Source organism: Streptomyces sp. NPDC048600 (genome assembly GCF_055587025.1).
Map to the genome: position 1 here is coordinate 1 of NZ_JBVJGZ010000016.1, position 18,067 is coordinate 18,067.

Below are 18,067 nucleotides of genomic sequence, written 5' to 3' on the forward strand. Positions count from 1 at the left end.
AACATGACTGACCCCCCCCGAGACACCATCACCGCCCCCCCCCCAACAACCCCCCCCGAGCCCCCCCCAAAAACCACCACCCCCCCCCCCCCCCCCCCCCCCCGGTGCGCGGGGGCGCCGGTCACGCCGGCGCCCCCGGTCAGGCCTGCTGTCCGAACAGCTCCCGCAGCACGTCCTCCATCGTCACCAGCCCGGCCAGCCGGCCGTCGTCGCCGAGGGCGGCGGCCAGATGCGTCCGGCTGCCGCGCATCGCGGTGAGGACGTCGTCCAGCGGGGTGGTCTCCTTCACCCGGGCGATGGGCCGCATGTCGCGCAGCCGGAAGGCGACGTCCCGGGGCGAGGCGTCCAGCGCGTCCTTCACATGCAGATAGCCCGCGATGCGACGGCTCTCGTCCACGACCGGGAACCGGGAGTACCCGGACTCGGCCGACAGCCGCTCCAGCTCCTCCGGGGTGACCCCCACATGCGCGTAGACGACTCGCTCCAGCGGCACGACGACGTCCCGCACCGGCCTGCGGCCCAGTTCGAGGGCGTCGTTCAGCCGCTCGCGGGCGCGGGCGTCGATCAGCCCGGCCTCACCGGAGTCGTGCACCAGCCGGGCCAGCTCGGAGTCCGAGAAGGTCGCGGTCACCTCGTCCTTGGTCTCGATCCGCATCAGCTTCAGCAGCGCGTTGGCGAACGCATTGATCGCGAAGATCACCGGCCGCAGCGCGCGGGCCAGCGTCACCAGGGGCGGACCGAGCGCCAGTGCGCTGCGCACCGGCTCGGCGAGCGCGATGTTCTTCGGCACCATCTCGCCCAGCAGCATGTGCAGATACGTCGCCAGGGTCAGCGCGATCACGAACGACACCGCGTGACCGGCGCCGGACGGCACGCCCAGCCCGTGGAACACCGGCTCCAGCAGATGCGCGATCGCCGGTTCGGCCACCACACCGAGCACCAGGGTGCACAGCGTGATGCCGAGCTGCGCGGCCGCCATCAGCGCGGACACATGCTCCAGCCCCCACAGCACACTGCGGGCGCGCCGGTCGCCGTTCTCCGCGTGCGGCTCGATCTGGGAGCGGCGTACGGAGATCAGCGCGAACTCGGCGCCGACGAAGAAGGCGTTGACGACCAGTGTCGCCAGACCGATCAACAGCTGTACCGCGACCATCACCGGCCCCCTTCCTCGTTCTCGACGGCGTCGTCCAGCGGAGCGTGCAGCAGCACCCGGGCGGCTCTGCGGCCGCTCGCGTCGACCACGTCGAGACGCCAGCCGCCCACCACCACGCTGTCGCCCTCGGCCGGGATACGGCCCAGTTCGGTGGCGACGAGGCCGGCCAGGGTCTCGTACGGCCCGTCGGGCGGACGCAGGCCGACCCGTGCGAGCTGGTCGATCCGGGCGGCGCCGTCGGCGGAGTACAGGGCCTGTCCGTCCTCGTCGGTGCCCGCCGGGGCGAGGTCGGGGGTCTCGTGCGGGTCGTGCTCGTCGCGGACCTCGCCGACGACCTCCTCGACGATGTCCTCCAGGGTGGCGACACCCGCGGTGCCGCCGTACTCGTCGATGACGACCGCCATGGTCCGCTTGCCGGACAGCCGGTCCAGCAGCCGGTCGACCGTGAGGGACTCCGGCACCAGCAGCGGCTCGCGCATCAGCTCGGCGACCCGGACCCGGCCACGCCGCTCGGCGGGCACGGCCAGGACGTCCTTGATATGCGCGGTGCCCACCACCGAGTCGAGGTTGCCGCGGTAGACCGGGAAGCGGGACAGGCCCGTCGCCCGCGTGGCGTTCGCGACGTCCTCGCAGGTGGCCTGCACTTCCAGGGCCACGACCTGCACCCGCGGCGTCATCACGTTCTCCGCGGTCAGGTCGGCCAGGTTCAGGGTCCGCACGAACAGCTCGGCCGTGTCCGCCTCCAGCGCGCCCTCGCGGGCGGAGTGCCGGGCGAGCGCGGCCAGTTCCTGCGGTCCGCGCGCGGAGGCCAGCTCCTCGGCGGGTTCCAGACCGAACCGGCGGACCACCCGGTTCGCCGTGTTGTTCAGATGCGCGATGAAGGGCCGGAACGCGGAGCTGAACAGCCGCTGGGCGTTGCCCACCCGCTTGGCCACGGCCAGCGGCGAGGAGATCGCCCAGTTCTTGGGCACCAGCTCGCCCACGACCATCAGGAACACCGTCGACAGGGCCGTGCCCAGCACCAGTGCCAGGGACGACGCGGTCGACTCGGAGATGCCGAGGGACTCCAGCGGGCCGGCGATGAGCCGGGAGATGGAGGGCTCGGCGAGCATGCCGACCACCAGGTTGGTGACGGTGATGCCGAGCTGGGCGCCGGAGAGCTGGAACGTGAGGTTCCGGACGGCTTTGAGGGCGCCGGCCGCGCCGCGCTCGCCGCGCTCGGCGGCCTGCTCCAGGTCGCCGCGTTCCACCGTCGTGAGGGAGAACTCGGCCGCGACGAAGGCGCCACAGGCGAGCGAGAGCAGGATCGCCACCAGCAGGAGGAGCACTTCGGTCATCGGGTCACCTCCGTCCCATGATCGGACAGGGTGGCGGGTAGTGCGCGATGTCGGCTACTGGGAGGCTCGCCCATGGACGGACGCTCACACCTTTCATTGGAGGACGGGATGCGATCCCCCAATGGTAAAGGATCGGCAAAGCATGTTGGTCGGCCGGGGCCGGTCCGATGGAGCTCCGACGCCGCGGAGATCCGTCAGGAGGGTCCCAGGGGCTTCACCCAGCGCCGCCACTGCTCCTGGGGCGTGTACCCCGCCGCCTGCCAGGCATGGTGCGCCTGTTCGTTGCGGGTCAGCACCATCGCGTCGCCGCGCCGCCCGCCCAGCCGTGCGAACCGCTCCTCGGCGGCCGTGAGCAGGGCCGAGCCGATCCCGCGGCGACGGCGCTCCGGGTGCACCGCGAGCCGGTAGAGATGGCAGCGCCAGCCGTCGAAACCGGCGATCACCGTGCCCACCAGCTCGCCGTCCAGCTCGGCCAGCAGCAGTGCCTCCGGGTCGCGCTCCACCAGCCGCTCCACCCCGGTCCGGTCGTCGCTGATGCTGGTCCCCTCGGCGGCCGTCTTCCAGAAGGCGAGGACGGCGTCCAGGTCGTCGGGCGTCGCGGCCCGTATCCGCAGGTCGGTCATGCGGTGATCACATCACGCGTGGCCGGGCCGGACCGCGGATTCCACCATGCGGGACGAGCGGGCCCGCCCGATGCCGACTGCCGGCACCCAACGGCGGGGAGCCTCGGCCTCCGGGGCTCACTCGTGCGCGATGGCCTCCAGCACGTTCATCCGCGACGCCCGCGCGGCGGGCAGCAGCGCGGCCACCACGCCGACGACCGCCGAGCCGATCACCACCGCCACTATCGTGCTCCACGGGATCGCCAGGGCGGTCATGCCCTGAAGGGCCAGCACCTGCTGCATCGAGACGCCCCACACCAGTCCCAGGGCGAGTCCCAGCAGCGCGCCGAACACGGCGATGACCACGGACTCCAGCCGGATCATCCGCCGCAACTGGCGCCGCCCCAGCCCGATCGCCCGCAGGAGCCCGATCTCCCGGGTGCGCTCCACGACCGACAGGGCGAGCGTGTTGACCACGCCGAGCACCGCGATGACGATCGCCAGCCCCAGCAGCGCGTACACGAGGTACAGGAGCACCGCGATCTGATCGTGGATCAGCTGCTTGTAGTCCGCGAGGTCGCGCACCTGGACCTGCGGGTACGGGTCCAGCGTCCGCTCCAGGTTCGCGCGCAGGGCGTCGGCGTCGGTGCCGGCCGCGGCGTTGACGTAGACCACGGAGTCCTGGCCGCCCGGCGCGTACCGCTCCAGGGTGGACAGCGAGAAGTAGATCCCGCCCTGGTTGCCGAAGCCGTCCGCGGACTCCTGGTCGGTCAGCGCGCCCACGGTCAGTTCGGCGGTCCGCCCGCTGCGGAACTCCACGGGGACGGTGTCGCCCAGGCGGACGCCGTGCTCGCGCGCGAAGTCGACGTCCATGCCCAGGCGCCCGTCGGCCAGCGCGGCCGCCGTGTCGCCCTGCGCGTAGGTGATGTTGGCGACCTCGTCGAGCTGCGGGTCGTAGCCGACCGCGGTGGTCTCGACGCGGTCGTCGTCGGGGAGCCGTACCGCGATCGGGGTGAACCGCGAGCGCACCACCTGGCCGACGCCCTCGGTGTCGCGGATGCTGTCGGTCACCTCGGCCGGGAACGGCACGAAGTTGGCGTTCTGTACGACGAAGTCCGCGCCCAGCGTCTTGTCGATCTGCTCGTCGAAGGACCGCGTCATCGAGGCGCTCGCCACGGACATGCCGCCCACCAGCGCGAGGCCCACCATCAGGGCCGCCGCCGTGGCGCCCGTACGGCGGGGGTTGCGCAGGGCGTTGCGCTGGCTCATCCGGCCGACCGAGCCGAACAGCGCCGGGAAGCCCGCGCCGAGCACCCGGATCACCGGACGCACCAGCAGCGGGCCCGCGATCACGGTGGCCACCAGCGTCAGCACCACACCGAGGCCCAGCAGGGACGCCGCCGACGAGGTCTCGGACGCCGTCGCACAGCCCACCAGCGCCGCCGCACCGGCCGCCCCGACGACCACACCGACCACCGCTCGGACCCGCATGGGCCTGCCCACGCCGGCGATCTCCGCGTCCGCGAGGGCGGCCATCGGGGACACCTGGGCCGCCCGGCGGGCCGGGAGGTAGGCCGCGACGAAGGTGACGCCCACCCCGACGACGTACGCCGAGACCGGTGTCACCCAGCCGACCACCATCTCGGTGGCCTTGATGTTCATGCCGAGCAGGCCCATCAGCTCGATCAGCCCGGCCGCCAGGCCGATACCGGCGGCGAGGCCCAGGGTGGAGCCGAACAGGCCGAGCAGCAGCGCCTCGGTGAGCACCGAACGACGCACCTGACGCCGGTCTGCGCCCAGGGCGCGCAGCAGTCCGAGCTCGCGCGTGCGCTGCGCGATCAGCATCGAGAAGGTGTTGACGATCAGGAAGACGCCGACCAGCACGGCGACCCCGGCGAAGCCGAGCATCACGTACTTGATGACGTCCAGGAAGCCGCCGAGCTGTTCCACGTCCGACTCGGCCTGCTCGTCGGCGGTGCGCAGCGTGTAGGCGCCGCTGTCGCCGAGCGCGGCCGCCACCCGCCGCTTCAGCTCGGCGTCGCTCACCCCGTCCGCCGCGTCGACGTTGATGCTGGTCGCGGCCTTCGGGTCGCCGAGCAGCTCGGCCTGCGCGGCCGGCGGGTCCAGGAAGAGCAGGGAGGCGCCGGGGTTGGTGGTGGTGAAGGTGACGATCCCGACGACCTTCACGTCGAAGGACCCGGGCGCGGCGATCACCTTGAGCGTGTCGCCGATGCCGAGGTCCTTGCGGTCGGCGGTCTCGGAGTCCAGCAGCGCCTCGGCGGGGCCCTGCGGCGCGCGGCCCGAGGTGAGTTCGACGGGGCTGCGCTTCGTGGGGTTCCAGCCGGTGCCGATGGTGGGGGCGCCGGTGGTCGGGCCGACCGAGTCGTTGTTCTCGTCGACGACGGTGATGCCCGCGACGTCCACGTCCACGCGCGCCTCGGCGACGCCGCTGACCTGAGCGATCCGGTCGGCGAGCGCGGCCGGGAGGGTCGGGGTGAAGCCCGTGGGCACGGCCTCGTCGAGCGTCTCGGCCGGACTGACCGTCACATCGGCGGCCGTGGAGGCGAACAGCCGGTCGAAGGTGCGGCTGACCGTGTCGGAGAAGATCAGGCTGCCCGCGACGAACGCGACGGACAGCACGACGGCCAGCGCGGACAGCAGCAGCCGTCCCTTGTGGGCCAGGAAGCTGCGGAGGGTCGCCTTGAGCACAGGTCTCAGGCCTCCTCGGCGGCGCGCCCGCCGTCATCGGCGGGTGAGCCGGGACCGCCGGAGCCGTCAGCCGGACCGCCGGAGCCGTCCGCAAGACCGTCGGAACCGTCGCCGGACGTGGCAGCCGCGGTCGCCGTGCCCGGAGCGCTCTCCGCCTGCCCGCGGACCACGTCGAAGCGCTTCATCCGTTCCAGCACCGCGTCCGCGCTGGGCCGCTCGATCTCGTCCACGATCCGGCCGTCCGCGAGGAACAGGACCAGGTCCGAGTGGGCCGCGGCGCCCGGGTCGTGGGTCACCATCACCACGGTCTGCCCGAGCGTGTCGACCGCCTCCCGCAGAAAGCCCAGCACCTCCAGACCCGCGCGGGAGTCGAGGTTGCCCGTGGGCTCGTCGGCGAAGATCAGTTCGGGCCGGGAGGCCAGCGCCCGGGCGCACGCCACGCGCTGCTGCTGGCCGCCCGACAACTGCGTGGGCCGGTGCTTCAGCCGGGCGCGCAGCCCGAGGGTGTCGATCACCTGGTCCAGCCACTCCGGGTCCGGCTTCTGCCCGGCGATGTCCATCGGAAGGGTGATGTTCTCCAGCGCGTTCAGCGTGGGGATCAGGTTGAACGACTGGAACATGAAGCCGATCCGGTCCCGGCGCAGCCGGGTCAGCTCACGGTCCCGCAGCCCGGTGATCTCGGTGTCGCCGAGCCAGACTTGTCCGGCCGAGACGGCGTCCAGCCCCGCCAGACAGTGCATCAGCGTGGACTTCCCCGAGCCGGACGGGCCCATGACCGCGGTGAACCGGCCGCGGGCGATGTCCACGTCCACCGAGTCCAGCGCGAGCACGGCCGTCTCTCCCGAGCCGTACGCCTTGGTGAGAGCGCGGGCGCGCGCGGCGACGGAGTCGGCCCCCGCACGGCCCGGGGCGTGCTCCGCAGCAGATGTGGACAAGGCCGCCTCCTCGGAAGTGGACATAGGGCACTCCCTTGTCGAGGCGAGCCTAGTGTGAGCCGGGGCACACCGGGTATCCCTCTCGGGTCCAGGCCGTCCCTCCCTCCCAGGTACGGGATCGCCAGGACATGTGTAAGGGGCACCGGTCGCTGGTTCGTATCAGGGCCTCCGCCGCGCCGCGGCCCCGTCGTGCCCCTGCCGCGGACCCGCCGTGCGCCCCGCCGCGCACCCTGCGCCCCGAAGGCGCCCCTTGCCCGCGCTAGCGCATCGGCGCTAGCTTCGAGCTATGGCGAAGACCCAGCTGAACGTCCGCGTGGACGAGGGCACGGCCCGCGCGGCGCGCGAACGCGCCCTGGCCCGCGGCATGAGCGTCAACCGGTACATCGAGGAACTGGTCCGGCAGGACACCGGCGAGGTGGGCCACACCTTCGTGGAGGCCGCCGCCGACTTCATGAAGAGCTACGAGTCCGTCTTCGCCGAGGAGTTCGGCGAAGGGAAGCGCGAAGGCCGACCCTGAGCCGTTGAGCGACCTCAGGATCGACCTCGCCTGGCTGCTGATGCTCGCCGAGCAGAACACCCCCGGGGACCCCCAGGTCACCGACTGGGGCGCGCTCGTCGCCGCCGTCGCACGCCACCGGGCCGAGATCTTCGACGTACCGGTCTACGACACCCCGCACGCGCGCGCGGCCGCGCTGCTCCAGCTCCTGATCCACATCCCGGCGCTGGAGCGCTCCAACGCCCTGTTCGCCTGTGCCGTCGCCTACGCCTACCTCGTCGCCAGCGGGCTGAAGGTCGTCATCTCGCCCGAGCAGGTGCGCGACCTCGCGCGGCTGGTCAAGACCGGGGACGCGTCCGTCCAGGACATCGAGCGCGAACTGCGTCGGTGGAGCGAGTGACGCCGGCCGCGGCACCGGGCCCGGCTCAGTCCTCGGCGGGCGGCCGCCACGCGGTGCCCAGCACACAGAACGAGGGCGGCAGCGCCGGTCCCGTCTCCGGCAGCAGCATCGAGCGATAGGGCCCCAGCTCGAAACCGGCCTCCCGCAGCGCGCCGACCGGGTCGCGCGACAGATGGCAGCCGCCGCTCAGCCGCGGCCACACCGTCCGGTCCAGCACACGCTGCGTCGTCCGCATCGCCGGTCCGCCGCCCCGGCCGTGCTCGAAGAACCGCACCTGACCGCCCGGCCTGAGCACCCGCCGCACCTCGGCCAGCGCCCTCGGCACATCGCGCACACTGCACATGACCAGGGACAGCACAACCGCGTCATAGGCCTCGCTCTTGACCGGCAGGGCCTCCGCCGCGCCCGGCACCACGTCGACGGGTACGTCGGCGCGCACCGCGGCCTCCACGGCCAGCACGCGCAGGGTGCGCTCCGGCTCGATGGCGACGACCTCCGAGACGGTGCCCGGATAGTGGGTGAAGTTCAGCCCGTTGCCCGCGCCCACCTCCAGCACCCGTCCGGACAGCCCGGCCAGCAGCCGCCGGCGTACCCGGGCCATGCCCATCCGGGACTCGGCGGCCACGCTGACCCGGGCGTAGTACCGGGCGAACAGCGGGTGGTGCACGGGATCGCGCTCGGACCTGCGGGTCACGGCCGGCCACAGCGGCATGGGGACCTCCATCTCAGGACGGGCCTCACCGGGATTCTGCCCCGGCGGGCCGCCGCGCACCCCAGGGCCCTTCCGGCGGATCCCCGTGACGTCGGAGACACGCCGGAAGGGGCCTTGCAGCCGGAGCATCGGAGACGCGCCGGAAGGGCCCTGGCCTCAGACGTCCGTGCCGAACGCCGTCGCGTCCCAGACACCGTCCAGGCGGGCCGCGAGCCAGCCCGGAGCCTCGGCGCGGAACCGGGCCGGTTCCAGCGCCCCGGCGCCCTCCGGCAGCGCGCCCAGCAGCGGGGCTGCGGCCACCTCCGGCAGATCCGCCACGTTGCAGCGCGAGGCCAGGTCGGGCTCGGCGGGCCAGCTGCCGATGACCACACCGGCCAGGTCGAGACCGCGGCGGCGCAGTTCACGGGCCGTCAGCTCGGTGGTGTTCAGTGTGCCCAGGCCGGCCGAGGCGACCAGCAGGACCGGCGCGCCGAGCAGTTCGGCCACGTCGGCGAGGGTGGCGCCCTCCTCGTCGAAGCGGACCAGCAGTCCGCCCGCGCCCTCCACCAGCACCAGGTCGTGCTCCTTGGCCAGTGTCGCCGCGGCCCCGGCGATGTCGTGCGGCCGCACCGCGGGGAGCCCCGACCGGCGCGCGGCCGTGCCCGGGGCCAGCGGCTCCGGGTAGCGCGCGAGTTCGGCCCTCGTCACCTCGCCCGCCAGCCGCGCGACCTCCTCGGCGTCACCGCGCTCGTCCGGCCGTACGCCCGTCTGCGCGGGCTTGAGCACCGCGACGGAGCGGCCGGCCGCGAGCGCCGCGGCGGCCACCGCGGCGGTCGTGACCGTCTTGCCGACCTCCGTGCCCGTGCCCGTGATCACCAGGACCGGCATGTCGTCCTTCCCGTTCGTCCTCGCCACCGGCCGGCGTCCGCCGGCCGGCTCATCCCTCGTGCGCGGCGGCCCGCACCGCGCGCGCGATCCGCGCCACGTCCTCGTCACCGGTGACGTACGGCGGCATCGTGTAGATCAGATCGCGGAACGGCCGCAGCCACACGCCCTCGCGCACCGCGGCCGCGGTCGCCTTCTCCATGTCGACCGGATGGTCGAGCTGGACCACGCCGATCGCGCCCAGCACCCGCACGTCCCGCACGCCCGGCAGCTCGGCCGCCGGGGCCAGGCCCTCGCGCAGACCGGCCTCGATCCGCTTGACCTCCGACTGCCAGTCCTGCCCGAGCAGCAGGTCCAGCGAGGCGCAGGCCACCGCGGAGGCGAGCGGATTGCCCATGAAGGTCGGTCCGTGCGCCAGCACCGGCACCTCGCCCTGCGAGATCCCGTCGGCCACCCGAGGGGTGCACAGCGTGGCCGCCATGCTGAGATAACCGCCGGTCAGCGCCTTGCCCAGGCACATCACATCCGGGGTCACGGCCGCGTGGTCTGCCGCGAACAGCGCGCCGGTGCGGCCGAACCCGGTCGCGATCTCGTCGAACACCAGCAGCACGTCGTGCGCGTCGCACACCTCGCGCAGCACCCGCAGATAGGCGGGGGAGTGGAAGCGCATCCCGCCCGCGCCCTGCACCACCGGCTCGACGATCACCGCCGCCAGTTCGCCCGCGTGCTCCGCGATCGCCGAGCGCAGCAGGTCGGCGTACGCCTCCTCGTACCCGACGGGCGGCGCGTCCACGAACACCTGGTGGGGCAGGACGCCGCTCCACAGGGAGTGCATGCCGCCGTCGGGGTCGCACACGGCCATCGGCTGCCAGGTGTCCCCGTGGTAGCCGCCCCGCCAGGTCAGCAGGCGCCGCTTCTCGGGGCGGCCCAGCGAGCGCCAGTACTGAAGGCACATCTTGACCGAGACCTCGACCGCCACCGAACCGGAGTCGGAGAGGAACACATGCTCCAGACCCTCGGGTGACATGTCGACAAGACGCTTCGCCAGACCTACGGCGGGCTCATGGGTGAGCCCGCCGAACATCACATGGCTCATCCGCCCGAGCTGGCCCTGCACGGCCTCGTCCAGCACCGGATGACGGTAGCCGTGGATCGCCGCCCACCAGGACGACATGCCGTCCACCAGCTCACCCGTGCCGTCGGCGAGCCGCAGCCGGACACCGCTCGCCGACTCCACGACGAGCGGCCGCGCCCGGCCGGGCATCGGGCCGTACGGATGCCAGACGTGCCGCTGGTCCAGGTCCAGCAGCTGCGGCACGCTCAGCTCAGGCATTGGGCGCGAGGTCCGTTCCCGCGCCACGGCGGCGGACCGCGACCAGGTCGGGGCGCGGCTCGTTGGCCGGGGCAGCCGAAGACGAGGCGGCCGCCGAAGCCGCCGGGGCCGCCGTACCGCACACGCCGCCGCCCTCGTGGGAGCCGCAGCCGCCCGCCGACTCGTGCGAGCCGCAGCCGCCGCCCTCGTGGGAGCCGCAGCCGCCCGCCGCGGCGTGGGAGCCGCAGCCCCCGGCGCTCGCGCGGTGCTCCGGCAGGGTCACCTCACCGGCGCCCTCCACCTCGAAGCCGGCGTCGGCGATCATGTCCAGGTCGGCCTTGCCCGCCTGGCCCTCGCTGGTGAGGTAGTCGCCCAGGAAGATCGAGTTGGCCAGGTTCAGCGCGAGCGGCTGCATCGAACGCAGGTGCACCTCACGGCCGCCCGCGATCCGGACCTCCACGTCCGGGCAGACGAACCGGACCATCGCGAGGATGCGGAGGCAGCGCTGCGGGGTGAGGTTCCACTCCTTGGCCAGCGGCGTGCCCTCGAACGGGATCAGGAAGTTGACCGGCACCGAGTCCGGGTCCAGCTCGCGCAGCGAGTACACGACGTCGACCAGGTCCTCGTCGGTCTCGCCCATGCCCGCGATCAGGCCCGAGCAGGCCGACAGGCCCGCCGAGTGCGCCTTCTGCACGGTGTCGACGCGGTCGGCGTAGGTGTGGGTGGTGGTGATCTCCCCGTACGTCTCCTCGGACGTGTTGAGGTTGTGGTTGTAGGCGTCGGCGCCCGCCTCGCGCAGCCGCTCGGCCTGTCCGTCGGAGAGCAGACCGAGGCAGGCACACACCTCGACGCCCTCGTTCTGGTCCTTGATCGTCTTGATCGTCTCGGACACCCGGTCCACGTCACGGTCCGTCGGACCGCGCCCGCTGGCCACCAGGCAGACCCGCTTGGCACCGCCGGCGAGACCGGCCGCGGCCGCCTGGGAGGCCTCGTCGGGCTTGAGCCAGGTGTACTTCAGGATCTCGGCCTTGGAGCCGAGCCGCTGGGAGCAGTAGGAGCAGTCCTCGGGACACAGTCCGGACTTCAGGTTGACCAGGTAGTTGAGCTTCACGCGCCGCCCGAACCAATGGCGGCGCACCTTGCCGGCCGCAGCCACCACGTCGAGCAGTTCCTCGTCCGACGTGGCCAGTACGGCGAGCGCTTCCTCGCGGGTCGGCAGCTCGCGCCGAAGCCCCTTGTCCACCAGCGTATTCAGCAGATCCATGAGATCCGATCCTGACGTACGGACCCACTCCGGGCCAAGGAGACTTCGTACAACGAAGCCCTGTCGGCGTGTGGGTATTGCCACACACTGGGCGGCTGTCCGTGCAGCTAGGGTCTGTGCGCTGCCTACAAATACTCCGGAGGACCCATGGCGTTCGGGTGGATCGACGACCAGGCGCGGATCAGGCGCCGTCGCGGACTCGTCCGGACCCTGCGCCCCCGCCCGGCCGACTCACCCCTGCTGGACCTCGCGAGCAACGACTACCTGGGTCTGACCCGCCATCCGGAGGTCACCGACGGCGCGGCGCGGGCCGCCGCGAGGTGGGGCGGCGGGGCGACCGGCTCACGGCTGGTCACCGGCACCACCGAGCTGCACGGTGAGCTGGAGCGCGAGCTGGCGGACTTCTGCGGCTTCGAGGCGGCCCTGGTCTTCTCCTCCGGTTACGCGGCCAACCTCGCAGCGGTCACCGGGCTCGGCCCGCTGCGCGCGCTGATCGTCGCCGACGAGGGCAACCACGCCTCCCTCATCGACGGCTGCCGTCTGGCCCGCGGCACCACACAGGTGGTGGGGCACGCCGACCCGGACGCGGTCCGCAAGGCGCTCGCCACCCACGACAAACAGGCCATCGTGGTGTCCGACACGGTCTTCTCGGTCGACGGCGACGCCGCCCCGCTGGCCGCTCTGGCCGAGGCCTGCCGGGAGTACGGCGCCGGGCTGGTCGTCGACGACGCGCACGGACTCGGCGTCCTCGGCGACGGCGGGCGCGGCGCGCCCTACGCGGTGGGGCTCGCGGGCGCCGACGACGTCGTGGCCACGGTGACCCTGTCGAAGTCGCTGGGCAGCCAGGGCGGCGCGGTGCTGGGGCCCGCGCGGGTCATCGACCACCTGGTCAACGTCGGCCGCACCTTCATCTTCGACACCGGTCTCGCCCCGGCCGCCGCGGGCGCGGCGCTCGCCGCCCTGCGACTGCTGCGGGGCGAGCCCGAGCGCGCGGCGCGGGCCCGCGAGGTGGCGGCCGAGCTGTACGCCCGGCTCACCGCGGAGGGACATCAGGCGGTACGGCCGGACGCGGCCGTGGTCTCGGTGCGGGCTCCGTCCCCGGAGGAGGCCCTCCAGTGGGCGGCCGACTGCCGCTCGGCCGGGCTGGCCGTGGGCTGCTTCAGGCCTCCTTCCGTGCCCGACGGCATCTCCCGGCTGCGGCTGACCGCCCGGGCGGACCTCTCCGGGGAACAGATCGAACGCGCTGTACGGGTGATCGGCGAGACGCGACCGTAAGTCGGCGTGACACGGCCGTGTTTCGGAACCGATGCGTATTCAGAACTGAGCGTTTTCAGATTCGGTCGAAAACTGTCAGTGGAACGCGGCCGTGAAACCCGCCCAGCTCTCGGGGGAGAAGAGCAGCGCGGGTCCGTCCGGATCCTTGGAGTCGCGCACGGCGAGACGTCCGCTCATACGGGCCGTCTCGACGCAGTTGTTGGCTCCGGTGCTGTAGCTGCTGCGCAGCCACTGTGCGCTGTTCGGTGGGGTGCGGGAGGGTAAATCGCGAGGCAGTGCGGTCATGGTGCCTCCTTACGCGCCGTCGACTGTGGTGGCGATGTAATCCAGCGAGTCCTCAGGTGAAAGAGCGTGCATCTGAAGGCTGTTGAAGGCCTCGACGTAGGCCTCGAGGTCTTCTTTCCGTTCGAGGTAGAGGCTACTCGTCATATGGTCGAGAACAACCACGTCCAGATCAGAAGTGCGCGGAAATGAGAAGATAACGAAAGGCCCGGAGATGCCGATATGCGCCCCGGCCGAGAACGGCAGCACCTGGATGCGCACCTGCGGCAGCCGAGCCGCCTCCAGCAGGCTCCGCAACTGCCGTTCCATCACCTCGGGCCCGCCCACCTCCCGGCGCAGCACGGCCTCGTCCAGCACCGCGGTCAGCTCCAGCGGTGGCCGCGCCCGCAGCACGTCCTGCCGGGCCAGCCGTACCTGCACCAGCGCGTCCAGCCGGTCGTCGGGCTCGCCGCGCAGGTCACCGACCGCGGCGCCGGTCACCGCGCGGGCGTACTCCGGCGTCTGGAGCAGCCCGGGCACGACCGAGGTCTCCAGCGTGCGCATCGCACTGGCCTGCGACTCCAGGCTGATGAAGTCCCGGTACGCGGGCGGCAGCACCCCGCGGTAGGCGTGCCACCAGTGGTGCCGGCCGACCCCGTCGTCCGAGCCCGCCAACGCAAGCAGCAGCTCGCGCAGCTCGGGATCCGAGACACCGTAGGCGTCCAGCAGTAACCGCACGTCGGCCGGTTTCACGCCACTCGCGCCCGTCTCGATCCGGCTCACTTTCGACTGGTGCCAGCCCACCAGACGGGCCGCCTCACCACTGGTGAGCCGCGTCCGGGCGCGCAGGGCACGCAGCTCGGCGCCGAGTTTGCGGCGGCGCACCGCGGGACCGTGCTGCATGGGAGTACTCCCTACTCCTCAAGAGCCGCCCAAATACGTGCTGCCGTCGCAGAGTTCACCGCTTCGAGCGACAGATATATGCATATCTTGGTGGTTCGGCACCATGACCGGCGCACTGGTGGCAGTCTGGCGGAGAAGCACCAGTCCGGGACCGTACTCGAACCATCCGATCCGTGTCGGACCGCGGTCCCGTGGGAAAGGGACGACGTCGCCATGGCAGACCACCTGGAAGCATCCGTCACTCTGCCGAGCGATCCCGCCTCGGTCTCCGCGGCTCGTGCGTACGTCCTCGACACCCTGGCGGAGTGGGGCCTGCCGTCGGACACGGACGCGGCCGACAGCATCCGGATCATCGTCTCCGAACTCGCCACCAACGCCGTACAGCACACCTTCGGGCAGTCACCCACCTTCACGGTGGACATGCGCCTGGAGCGTGACGAACATCTGCGCATCGGTGTCACCGACAGCCACCCGAGATTCCCCAAACGGCTCCCGGCCGCCGTGCAGCAGGACAACGGCCGCGGCATGGTCATCATCCGCTGGCTGACGGCGGAATGCGGCGGCAGGCTCCGCGTCCGCCCCACACGCGAGGGCGGCAAGACGGTCGCCATCGAACTCCCCTGGACCGTCCCCGCCCACCCGATCCCCACAGCCGGCCAGAGCGACCCCTGACACTGGGTTGGAAGGGGTCGCGGGGAACTGCGCGACAAGCCGGCCACGACCGCCCCGCCAGGGCCCGAGAAACGGCGCGACCAACCAACCTCGAAAAGGGGCGCGGGGAACTGCGCGACAAGCCCAAACAGGCCCGCACGAGCCCCACACACGCCCGCCGGCAGACGCGAGCAAGAACCCACGCCGCTCAGGCCGCCCCCGGCGAACCCGCGCCGGACGGACCCACGCCGGACGGACCCGGGCGGTGACGGCCTGTCAGGGTAACCGCACCGCCCGGGAGCGGATCAGCTCACACGCCCGTACCAGACACTGCTCGTCCAGATCTTCTGGAGCCGCACCACGTCCCCGGTCTTCGGGGAGTGCCAGATCTTGCCCTTACCGGCGTAGATGCCCACGTGGTACACGTTCGAGCCGGAGTGGAAGAACACCAGGTCCCCGGCCCTGCGGCTTCTGGCCGAGATGTGCCGGGTCTTGTTGTACTGCTGGGCCGCCGTACGAGGCAGCGTCTTGCCCGCCTTCTTGTACGAGTACATCGTCAGCCCGGAGCAGTCGAACCGGTACGGCCCGGTGGCGCCGTACTTGTACGGCGAACCCTTCTTCGAGGCGGCGACCTGGAGCGCCTTCGTCGCGGGCGTGGCGGCGGCGGCCTCGGCGGCGCCCCCCGGCACCACGAGCGAGCCGCCCACCGCGGCGATGGTGAGGGCCGAAGCCGTACCGGCTCGGGCCATGAGCGACGGGACACGATTCTGCGCGGTCATGCGCAACCCTTCGTCAAACCGCCTGAGAAGGATGACCTGTCGGATTCGGACTGGCGAAGTAGCCCGGCCGCCCGAAGGCGGCTTCACCCCAAGGACCACTCGGAACGTGCGCTCCGGCGGCCCGTCGTGCCTGGGTCCTCCACTCCTGCCGATCCACTCCTGTCGACCGGTCATCCGGGCGGCGGCAGGACTCGGCGTCCGCCCGGACCGCCCCGCCGCGGTGGCGGGGGCTTGTCGTCAGACAGGGATCTTCACTCACAAGTGACCGAAATACCCAACGGAAACGGGGATTTGTGTTGTTGCTCACCACTCACCCGTTCGGGTGGACACGGTGATCAACCGGGGCTTGTCGAGACCCCGGAACAGCCCCGGACCAGCACGGGAACACCTGCCGCGGGCTCTCGTCCGCGCGTGCAGCGCAACCGCGCGGGTCCCTCAGGACGAGGGGTTTCTACTCCAATAGGGGGTACGTCATTTGGTCGGTTTAGCGGCTGGTCCGGACGGTTCGGCGAACCGTCCCGGAGACGGCCCGCGGCGCGGGGACGTCTCCAGGTGACGGCCGGTCAACTGACTCTCCGTCCGTCGCGGCGGCCGGCGCCCGGCTCCGGGTGACCGTGGATCAGCCGGCCGGCACCGGGTGGTGCGCGGCGGCGGCCGGGGCCGACGGCACGGCCCGCGTCCTCAGCGCGCCGCTCAGGGCGACCGCGGCGAGTCCCAGCACCGCCCAGACGGTCAGCGTCAGGGCCGGGCCGGCCGCCGCGGCGCCGTCGAAGTAGGAGACCGAGCGGATCAGCGTCGCCCCGGCGCCGGGCGGCAGCCACTGGCCGAGGACCCCGACGGGCTCGGGCAGCATCTGCGGTGCGGAGGCGGCCCCGGAGAAGGGGTTGCCCAGCAGGACGACCACGCCCGAGGCGAGGCCGATCCCGGCCGGGCCGATCAGCGAGCCGAGGCCCGCGACCGTGGCGCCGACGGCCAGCGCCGCCAGGGCCAGGACCCCGGCCTCCGTCCACCAGTCGCCCGTCAGCACGCCCAGCCAGCTGTGCGCGAGGGCCGCCCCGACCACGCCGACCAGGCCCGCGGCGCCCACCAGCACGGCCACCGCGCGACCGCCCCGCAGTCCGCCCAGGACGACCAGGGCGCCCATCGCCACACCGGCGAGGCTCAGCGGCAGGACGCTCGCGCCCAGCGCCGCGCCGCGCGGGTCGTCCTCCGGCGCGGCGACCACGTCGGTCACCTTCGGCGTGGTGCCGTCGGGCGCCTGCTCGGCGACCGCCTGCCGGAGCAGCTGGGCGACCAGCGGGCTCGCGGCCGAGGCGGTGAGCAACTCGGGCCCCTGGCCGGCCAGGACGACTGCCCCGTACACGGTCCGGTCCTCGACCGCCTGCCTGGCGGCGTCCTCGTCGGCATACCGGTGGACGTCGAACGCGCCCTCCTGCCGCTCCAGCCGGTGTTCGAGCTGGGCGGTGGCGGCGGTGGGTCCGGCGACGCCGACCGGCAGGTCCCGGGGTGCCACGCGGGCGGCGGGCCAGGCGAAGGCCCACAGGGCGAGGGCGACGACCAGCGGGACGAGGACGACGACCGCGATCATGCGGCGTGCGTGCGGGGCGGGTGTGGCGGACATGGGTTCCCCTCGGGATCCACGGCGGTGGCGCCGTTAAAAAGAAGGAGCGTTCGTTTTACTTGTTTCACCGTCGGCCTTCCGTCGCGACTTGTCAAGAAGGAACGTTCGTTTTAACTTTCTGGCCATGGCCCGCGTATCCCAGGAACACCTCGCCGCCCGCCGCCGGCAGATCCTCGACGGCGCGGCGCTCTGCTTCGCCCGTAACGGCTTCCACGCCACGTCCATGCAGGACGTGCTCAAGGAGGTCGACCTGTCCGCCGGTGCCGTCTACCGCTACTTCAGCGGCAAGGAGGAGCTGATCGGCGCGATCGTGACCGAGGTGCTGGAGACCGTGGGGGAGGTCTTCAACGGGGCCGCGCAGGAGACACCACCCCCGCTGCCGGACGTGCTGATGCCCCGGGTGCTGGCCGGGATGCGCGAGCGGCGGCCGCTGCTGCTGGAGGGCGGCGAGTGGATGTTCCCCCGGCTGATGGTGCAGGTGTGGACCGAGACCCTGCGCAACGAACAGCTCGCCGCCCTGCTCGCGCCCGGCTTCGAACGCATCGTCGAGGCCTGGCGGGAGGTCGCCGAGTCCTACCGCCGGGCGGGGCTGCTGGCGAAGGACGCGGATGCCGACGCGCTCGCCCGCGTGATGGTCGCCATGGTGCAGGGATTCGCCGTGCAGACGGCCCTGTTCGGCGACGTCCCGCAGGAGACGCTGCGCGCCGGACTGCGGGCGCTGATGGGCGTCGGCGGATCACAGCTCGGTTAACGTGCCCGAAACCCGGCGCAACTAGCCTGCCCCACCACGCCA

General features: G+C 72.4%; 18 protein-coding genes. 5 read left to right on the top strand and 13 right to left on the bottom strand.

What is annotated here, in order from left to right; translation table 11 throughout:
* Nucleotides 1-139 precede the first annotated feature (139 nt).
* The 5 genes from ACZ6SQ_RS21705 to ACZ6SQ_RS21725 all read right to left on the bottom strand — a co-directional run bounded on the left by ACZ6SQ_RS21705 (nucleotide 140) and on the right by ACZ6SQ_RS21725 (nucleotide 6,736).
* Nucleotides 140-1,153 carry a hemolysin family protein gene (locus ACZ6SQ_RS21705; protein ID WP_386379625.1) on the bottom strand — a complete coding sequence of 338 codons (1,014 nt, stop codon included), beginning with the start codon at nucleotides 1,151-1,153 and terminating at the stop codon, nucleotides 140-142.
* A complete protein-coding gene (locus ACZ6SQ_RS21710) occupies nucleotides 1,153-2,490 on the bottom strand; it encodes a hemolysin family protein (RefSeq protein WP_386379624.1) in 1,338 nt (445 codons plus the stop codon). Before ACZ6SQ_RS21710 ends, ACZ6SQ_RS21705 begins: the two co-directional genes overlap by 1 nt.
* A gap of 194 nt (nucleotides 2,491-2,684) precedes the next feature.
* A complete protein-coding gene (locus ACZ6SQ_RS21715) occupies nucleotides 2,685-3,113 on the bottom strand; it encodes a GNAT family N-acetyltransferase (protein WP_469564494.1) in 429 nt (142 codons plus the stop codon).
* Nucleotides 3,114-3,230: 117 nt separating this feature from the next.
* The gene (locus tag ACZ6SQ_RS21720; protein ID WP_469564496.1) at nucleotides 3,231-5,801 is read right to left on the bottom strand and encodes an ABC transporter permease; all 2,571 of its coding nucleotides are present in this window, start codon (nucleotides 5,799-5,801) and stop codon (nucleotides 3,231-3,233) included.
* 5 nt (nucleotides 5,802-5,806) lie between these two features.
* A complete protein-coding gene (locus ACZ6SQ_RS21725; RefSeq protein ID WP_469564499.1) occupies nucleotides 5,807-6,736 on the bottom strand; it encodes an ABC transporter ATP-binding protein in 930 nt (309 codons plus the stop codon).
* Nucleotides 6,737-7,022: 286 nt separating this feature from the next.
* On the opposite strand from ACZ6SQ_RS21725, the gene ACZ6SQ_RS21730 reads away from it, so the two are divergent.
* Nucleotides 7,023-7,253 carry a toxin-antitoxin system HicB family antitoxin gene (locus ACZ6SQ_RS21730; protein ID WP_386379621.1) on the top strand — a complete coding sequence of 77 codons (231 nt, stop codon included), beginning with the start codon at nucleotides 7,023-7,025 and terminating at the stop codon, nucleotides 7,251-7,253.
* A 4-nt stretch (nucleotides 7,254-7,257) separates the two neighbouring features.
* Nucleotides 7,258-7,632, top strand: coding sequence for a fic family toxin-antitoxin system, toxin component (locus ACZ6SQ_RS21735; RefSeq protein WP_386379620.1), 375 nt, complete (start codon nucleotides 7,258-7,260; stop codon nucleotides 7,630-7,632).
* 25 nt (nucleotides 7,633-7,657) lie between these two features.
* Here ACZ6SQ_RS21735 and ACZ6SQ_RS21740 read toward each other — a convergent pair whose 3' ends face one another.
* From ACZ6SQ_RS21740 to bioB, 4 genes are all read right to left on the bottom strand, one after another.
* Entirely contained in the window at nucleotides 7,658-8,344 is a 687-nt protein-coding gene (locus ACZ6SQ_RS21740; RefSeq protein WP_469564502.1) for a class I SAM-dependent methyltransferase, read from the bottom strand.
* 156 nt (nucleotides 8,345-8,500) lie between these two features.
* Nucleotides 8,501-9,211 carry a dethiobiotin synthase gene (gene bioD / locus ACZ6SQ_RS21745; protein WP_469564855.1) on the bottom strand — a complete coding sequence of 237 codons (711 nt, stop codon included), beginning with the start codon at nucleotides 9,209-9,211 and terminating at the stop codon, nucleotides 8,501-8,503.
* Between the two features lie 49 nt (nucleotides 9,212-9,260).
* Nucleotides 9,261-10,541 carry an adenosylmethionine--8-amino-7-oxononanoate transaminase gene (locus tag ACZ6SQ_RS21750; RefSeq protein WP_469564505.1) on the bottom strand — a complete coding sequence of 427 codons (1,281 nt, stop codon included), beginning with the start codon at nucleotides 10,539-10,541 and terminating at the stop codon, nucleotides 9,261-9,263.
* Entirely contained in the window at nucleotides 10,534-11,784 is a 1,251-nt protein-coding gene (gene bioB / locus ACZ6SQ_RS21755; RefSeq protein ID WP_469564508.1) for a biotin synthase BioB, read from the bottom strand. Before bioB ends, ACZ6SQ_RS21750 begins: the two co-directional genes overlap by 8 nt.
* A 147-nt stretch (nucleotides 11,785-11,931) precedes the next feature.
* On the opposite strand from bioB, the gene ACZ6SQ_RS21760 reads away from it, so the two are divergent.
* Nucleotides 11,932-13,059, top strand: coding sequence for an 8-amino-7-oxononanoate synthase (locus tag ACZ6SQ_RS21760; RefSeq protein WP_469564511.1), 1,128 nt, complete (start codon nucleotides 11,932-11,934; stop codon nucleotides 13,057-13,059).
* A 75-nt stretch (nucleotides 13,060-13,134) separates the two neighbouring features.
* Here ACZ6SQ_RS21760 and ACZ6SQ_RS21765 read toward each other — a convergent pair whose 3' ends face one another.
* Nucleotides 13,135-13,344, bottom strand: coding sequence for a DUF397 domain-containing protein (locus tag ACZ6SQ_RS21765; RefSeq protein WP_469564514.1), 210 nt, complete (start codon nucleotides 13,342-13,344; stop codon nucleotides 13,135-13,137).
* 9 nt (nucleotides 13,345-13,353) lie between these two features.
* The gene (locus ACZ6SQ_RS21770) at nucleotides 13,354-14,223 is read right to left on the bottom strand and encodes a helix-turn-helix domain-containing protein (RefSeq protein WP_469564518.1); all 870 of its coding nucleotides are present in this window, start codon (nucleotides 14,221-14,223) and stop codon (nucleotides 13,354-13,356) included.
* Between the two features lie 213 nt (nucleotides 14,224-14,436).
* Between ACZ6SQ_RS21770 and ACZ6SQ_RS21775 the strand changes: the two genes are divergently transcribed.
* The gene (locus tag ACZ6SQ_RS21775; protein ID WP_469564521.1) at nucleotides 14,437-14,895 is read left to right on the top strand and encodes an ATP-binding protein; all 459 of its coding nucleotides are present in this window, start codon (nucleotides 14,437-14,439) and stop codon (nucleotides 14,893-14,895) included.
* A 284-nt stretch (nucleotides 14,896-15,179) separates the two neighbouring features.
* On the opposite strand, the gene ACZ6SQ_RS21780 is transcribed toward ACZ6SQ_RS21775, so the two are convergent.
* Together ACZ6SQ_RS21780 and ACZ6SQ_RS21785 are read right to left on the bottom strand one after the other, a co-directional pair.
* Complete coding sequence (locus ACZ6SQ_RS21780; RefSeq protein ID WP_386379612.1) at nucleotides 15,180-15,653, bottom strand: C40 family peptidase; 474 nt, start codon at nucleotides 15,651-15,653, stop codon at nucleotides 15,180-15,182.
* Between the two features lie 619 nt (nucleotides 15,654-16,272).
* Nucleotides 16,273-17,274: an ABC transporter permease gene (locus tag ACZ6SQ_RS21785; protein ID WP_469564525.1), complete on the bottom strand. Its 1,002-nt coding sequence runs from the start codon at nucleotides 17,272-17,274 to the stop codon at nucleotides 16,273-16,275.
* 124 nt (nucleotides 17,275-17,398) lie between these two features.
* On the opposite strand from ACZ6SQ_RS21785, the gene ACZ6SQ_RS21790 reads away from it, so the two are divergent.
* Nucleotides 17,399-18,025 (top strand): TetR/AcrR family transcriptional regulator, encoded by a 627-nt coding sequence (locus ACZ6SQ_RS21790; RefSeq protein WP_469564528.1) that lies wholly within the window; start codon nucleotides 17,399-17,401, stop codon nucleotides 18,023-18,025.
* Nucleotides 18,026-18,067 lie beyond the last annotated feature (42 nt).

Bases quoted from the DNA above. Each gene is read 5' to 3' on its own strand.
- bioD (WP_469564855.1), bottom strand. From the start codon at position 9,211: ATGCCGGTCCTGGTGATCACGGGCACGGGCACGGAGGTCGGCAAGACG.
- ACZ6SQ_RS21770 (WP_469564518.1), bottom strand. From the start codon at position 14,223: ATGCAGCACGGTCCCGCGGTGCGCCGCCGCAAACTCGGCGCCGAGCTG.
- ACZ6SQ_RS21765 (WP_469564514.1), bottom strand. From the start codon at position 13,344: ATGACCGCACTGCCTCGCGATTTACCCTCCCGCACCCCACCGAACAGC.
- ACZ6SQ_RS21705 (WP_386379625.1), bottom strand. From the start codon at position 1,153: ATGGTCGCGGTACAGCTGTTGATCGGTCTGGCGACACTGGTCGTCAAC.
- ACZ6SQ_RS21740 (WP_469564502.1), bottom strand. From the start codon at position 8,344: ATGCCGCTGTGGCCGGCCGTGACCCGCAGGTCCGAGCGCGATCCCGTG.
- ACZ6SQ_RS21710 (WP_386379624.1), bottom strand. From the start codon at position 2,490: ATGACCGAAGTGCTCCTCCTGCTGGTGGCGATCCTGCTCTCGCTCGCC.
- ACZ6SQ_RS21790 (WP_469564528.1), top strand. From the start codon at position 17,399: ATGGCCCGCGTATCCCAGGAACACCTCGCCGCCCGCCGCCGGCAGATC.
- ACZ6SQ_RS21760 (WP_469564511.1), top strand. From the start codon at position 11,932: ATGGCGTTCGGGTGGATCGACGACCAGGCGCGGATCAGGCGCCGTCGC.
- bioB (WP_469564508.1), bottom strand. From the start codon at position 11,784: ATGGATCTGCTGAATACGCTGGTGGACAAGGGGCTTCGGCGCGAGCTG.
- ACZ6SQ_RS21780 (WP_386379612.1), bottom strand. From the start codon at position 15,653: ATGACCGCGCAGAATCGTGTCCCGTCGCTCATGGCCCGAGCCGGTACG.
- ACZ6SQ_RS21715 (WP_469564494.1), bottom strand. From the start codon at position 3,113: ATGACCGACCTGCGGATACGGGCCGCGACGCCCGACGACCTGGACGCC.
- ACZ6SQ_RS21750 (WP_469564505.1), bottom strand. From the start codon at position 10,541: ATGCCTGAGCTGAGCGTGCCGCAGCTGCTGGACCTGGACCAGCGGCAC.
- ACZ6SQ_RS21785 (WP_469564525.1), bottom strand. From the start codon at position 17,274: ATGTCCGCCACACCCGCCCCGCACGCACGCCGCATGATCGCGGTCGTC.
- ACZ6SQ_RS21730 (WP_386379621.1), top strand. From the start codon at position 7,023: ATGGCGAAGACCCAGCTGAACGTCCGCGTGGACGAGGGCACGGCCCGC.
- ACZ6SQ_RS21775 (WP_469564521.1), top strand. From the start codon at position 14,437: ATGGCAGACCACCTGGAAGCATCCGTCACTCTGCCGAGCGATCCCGCC.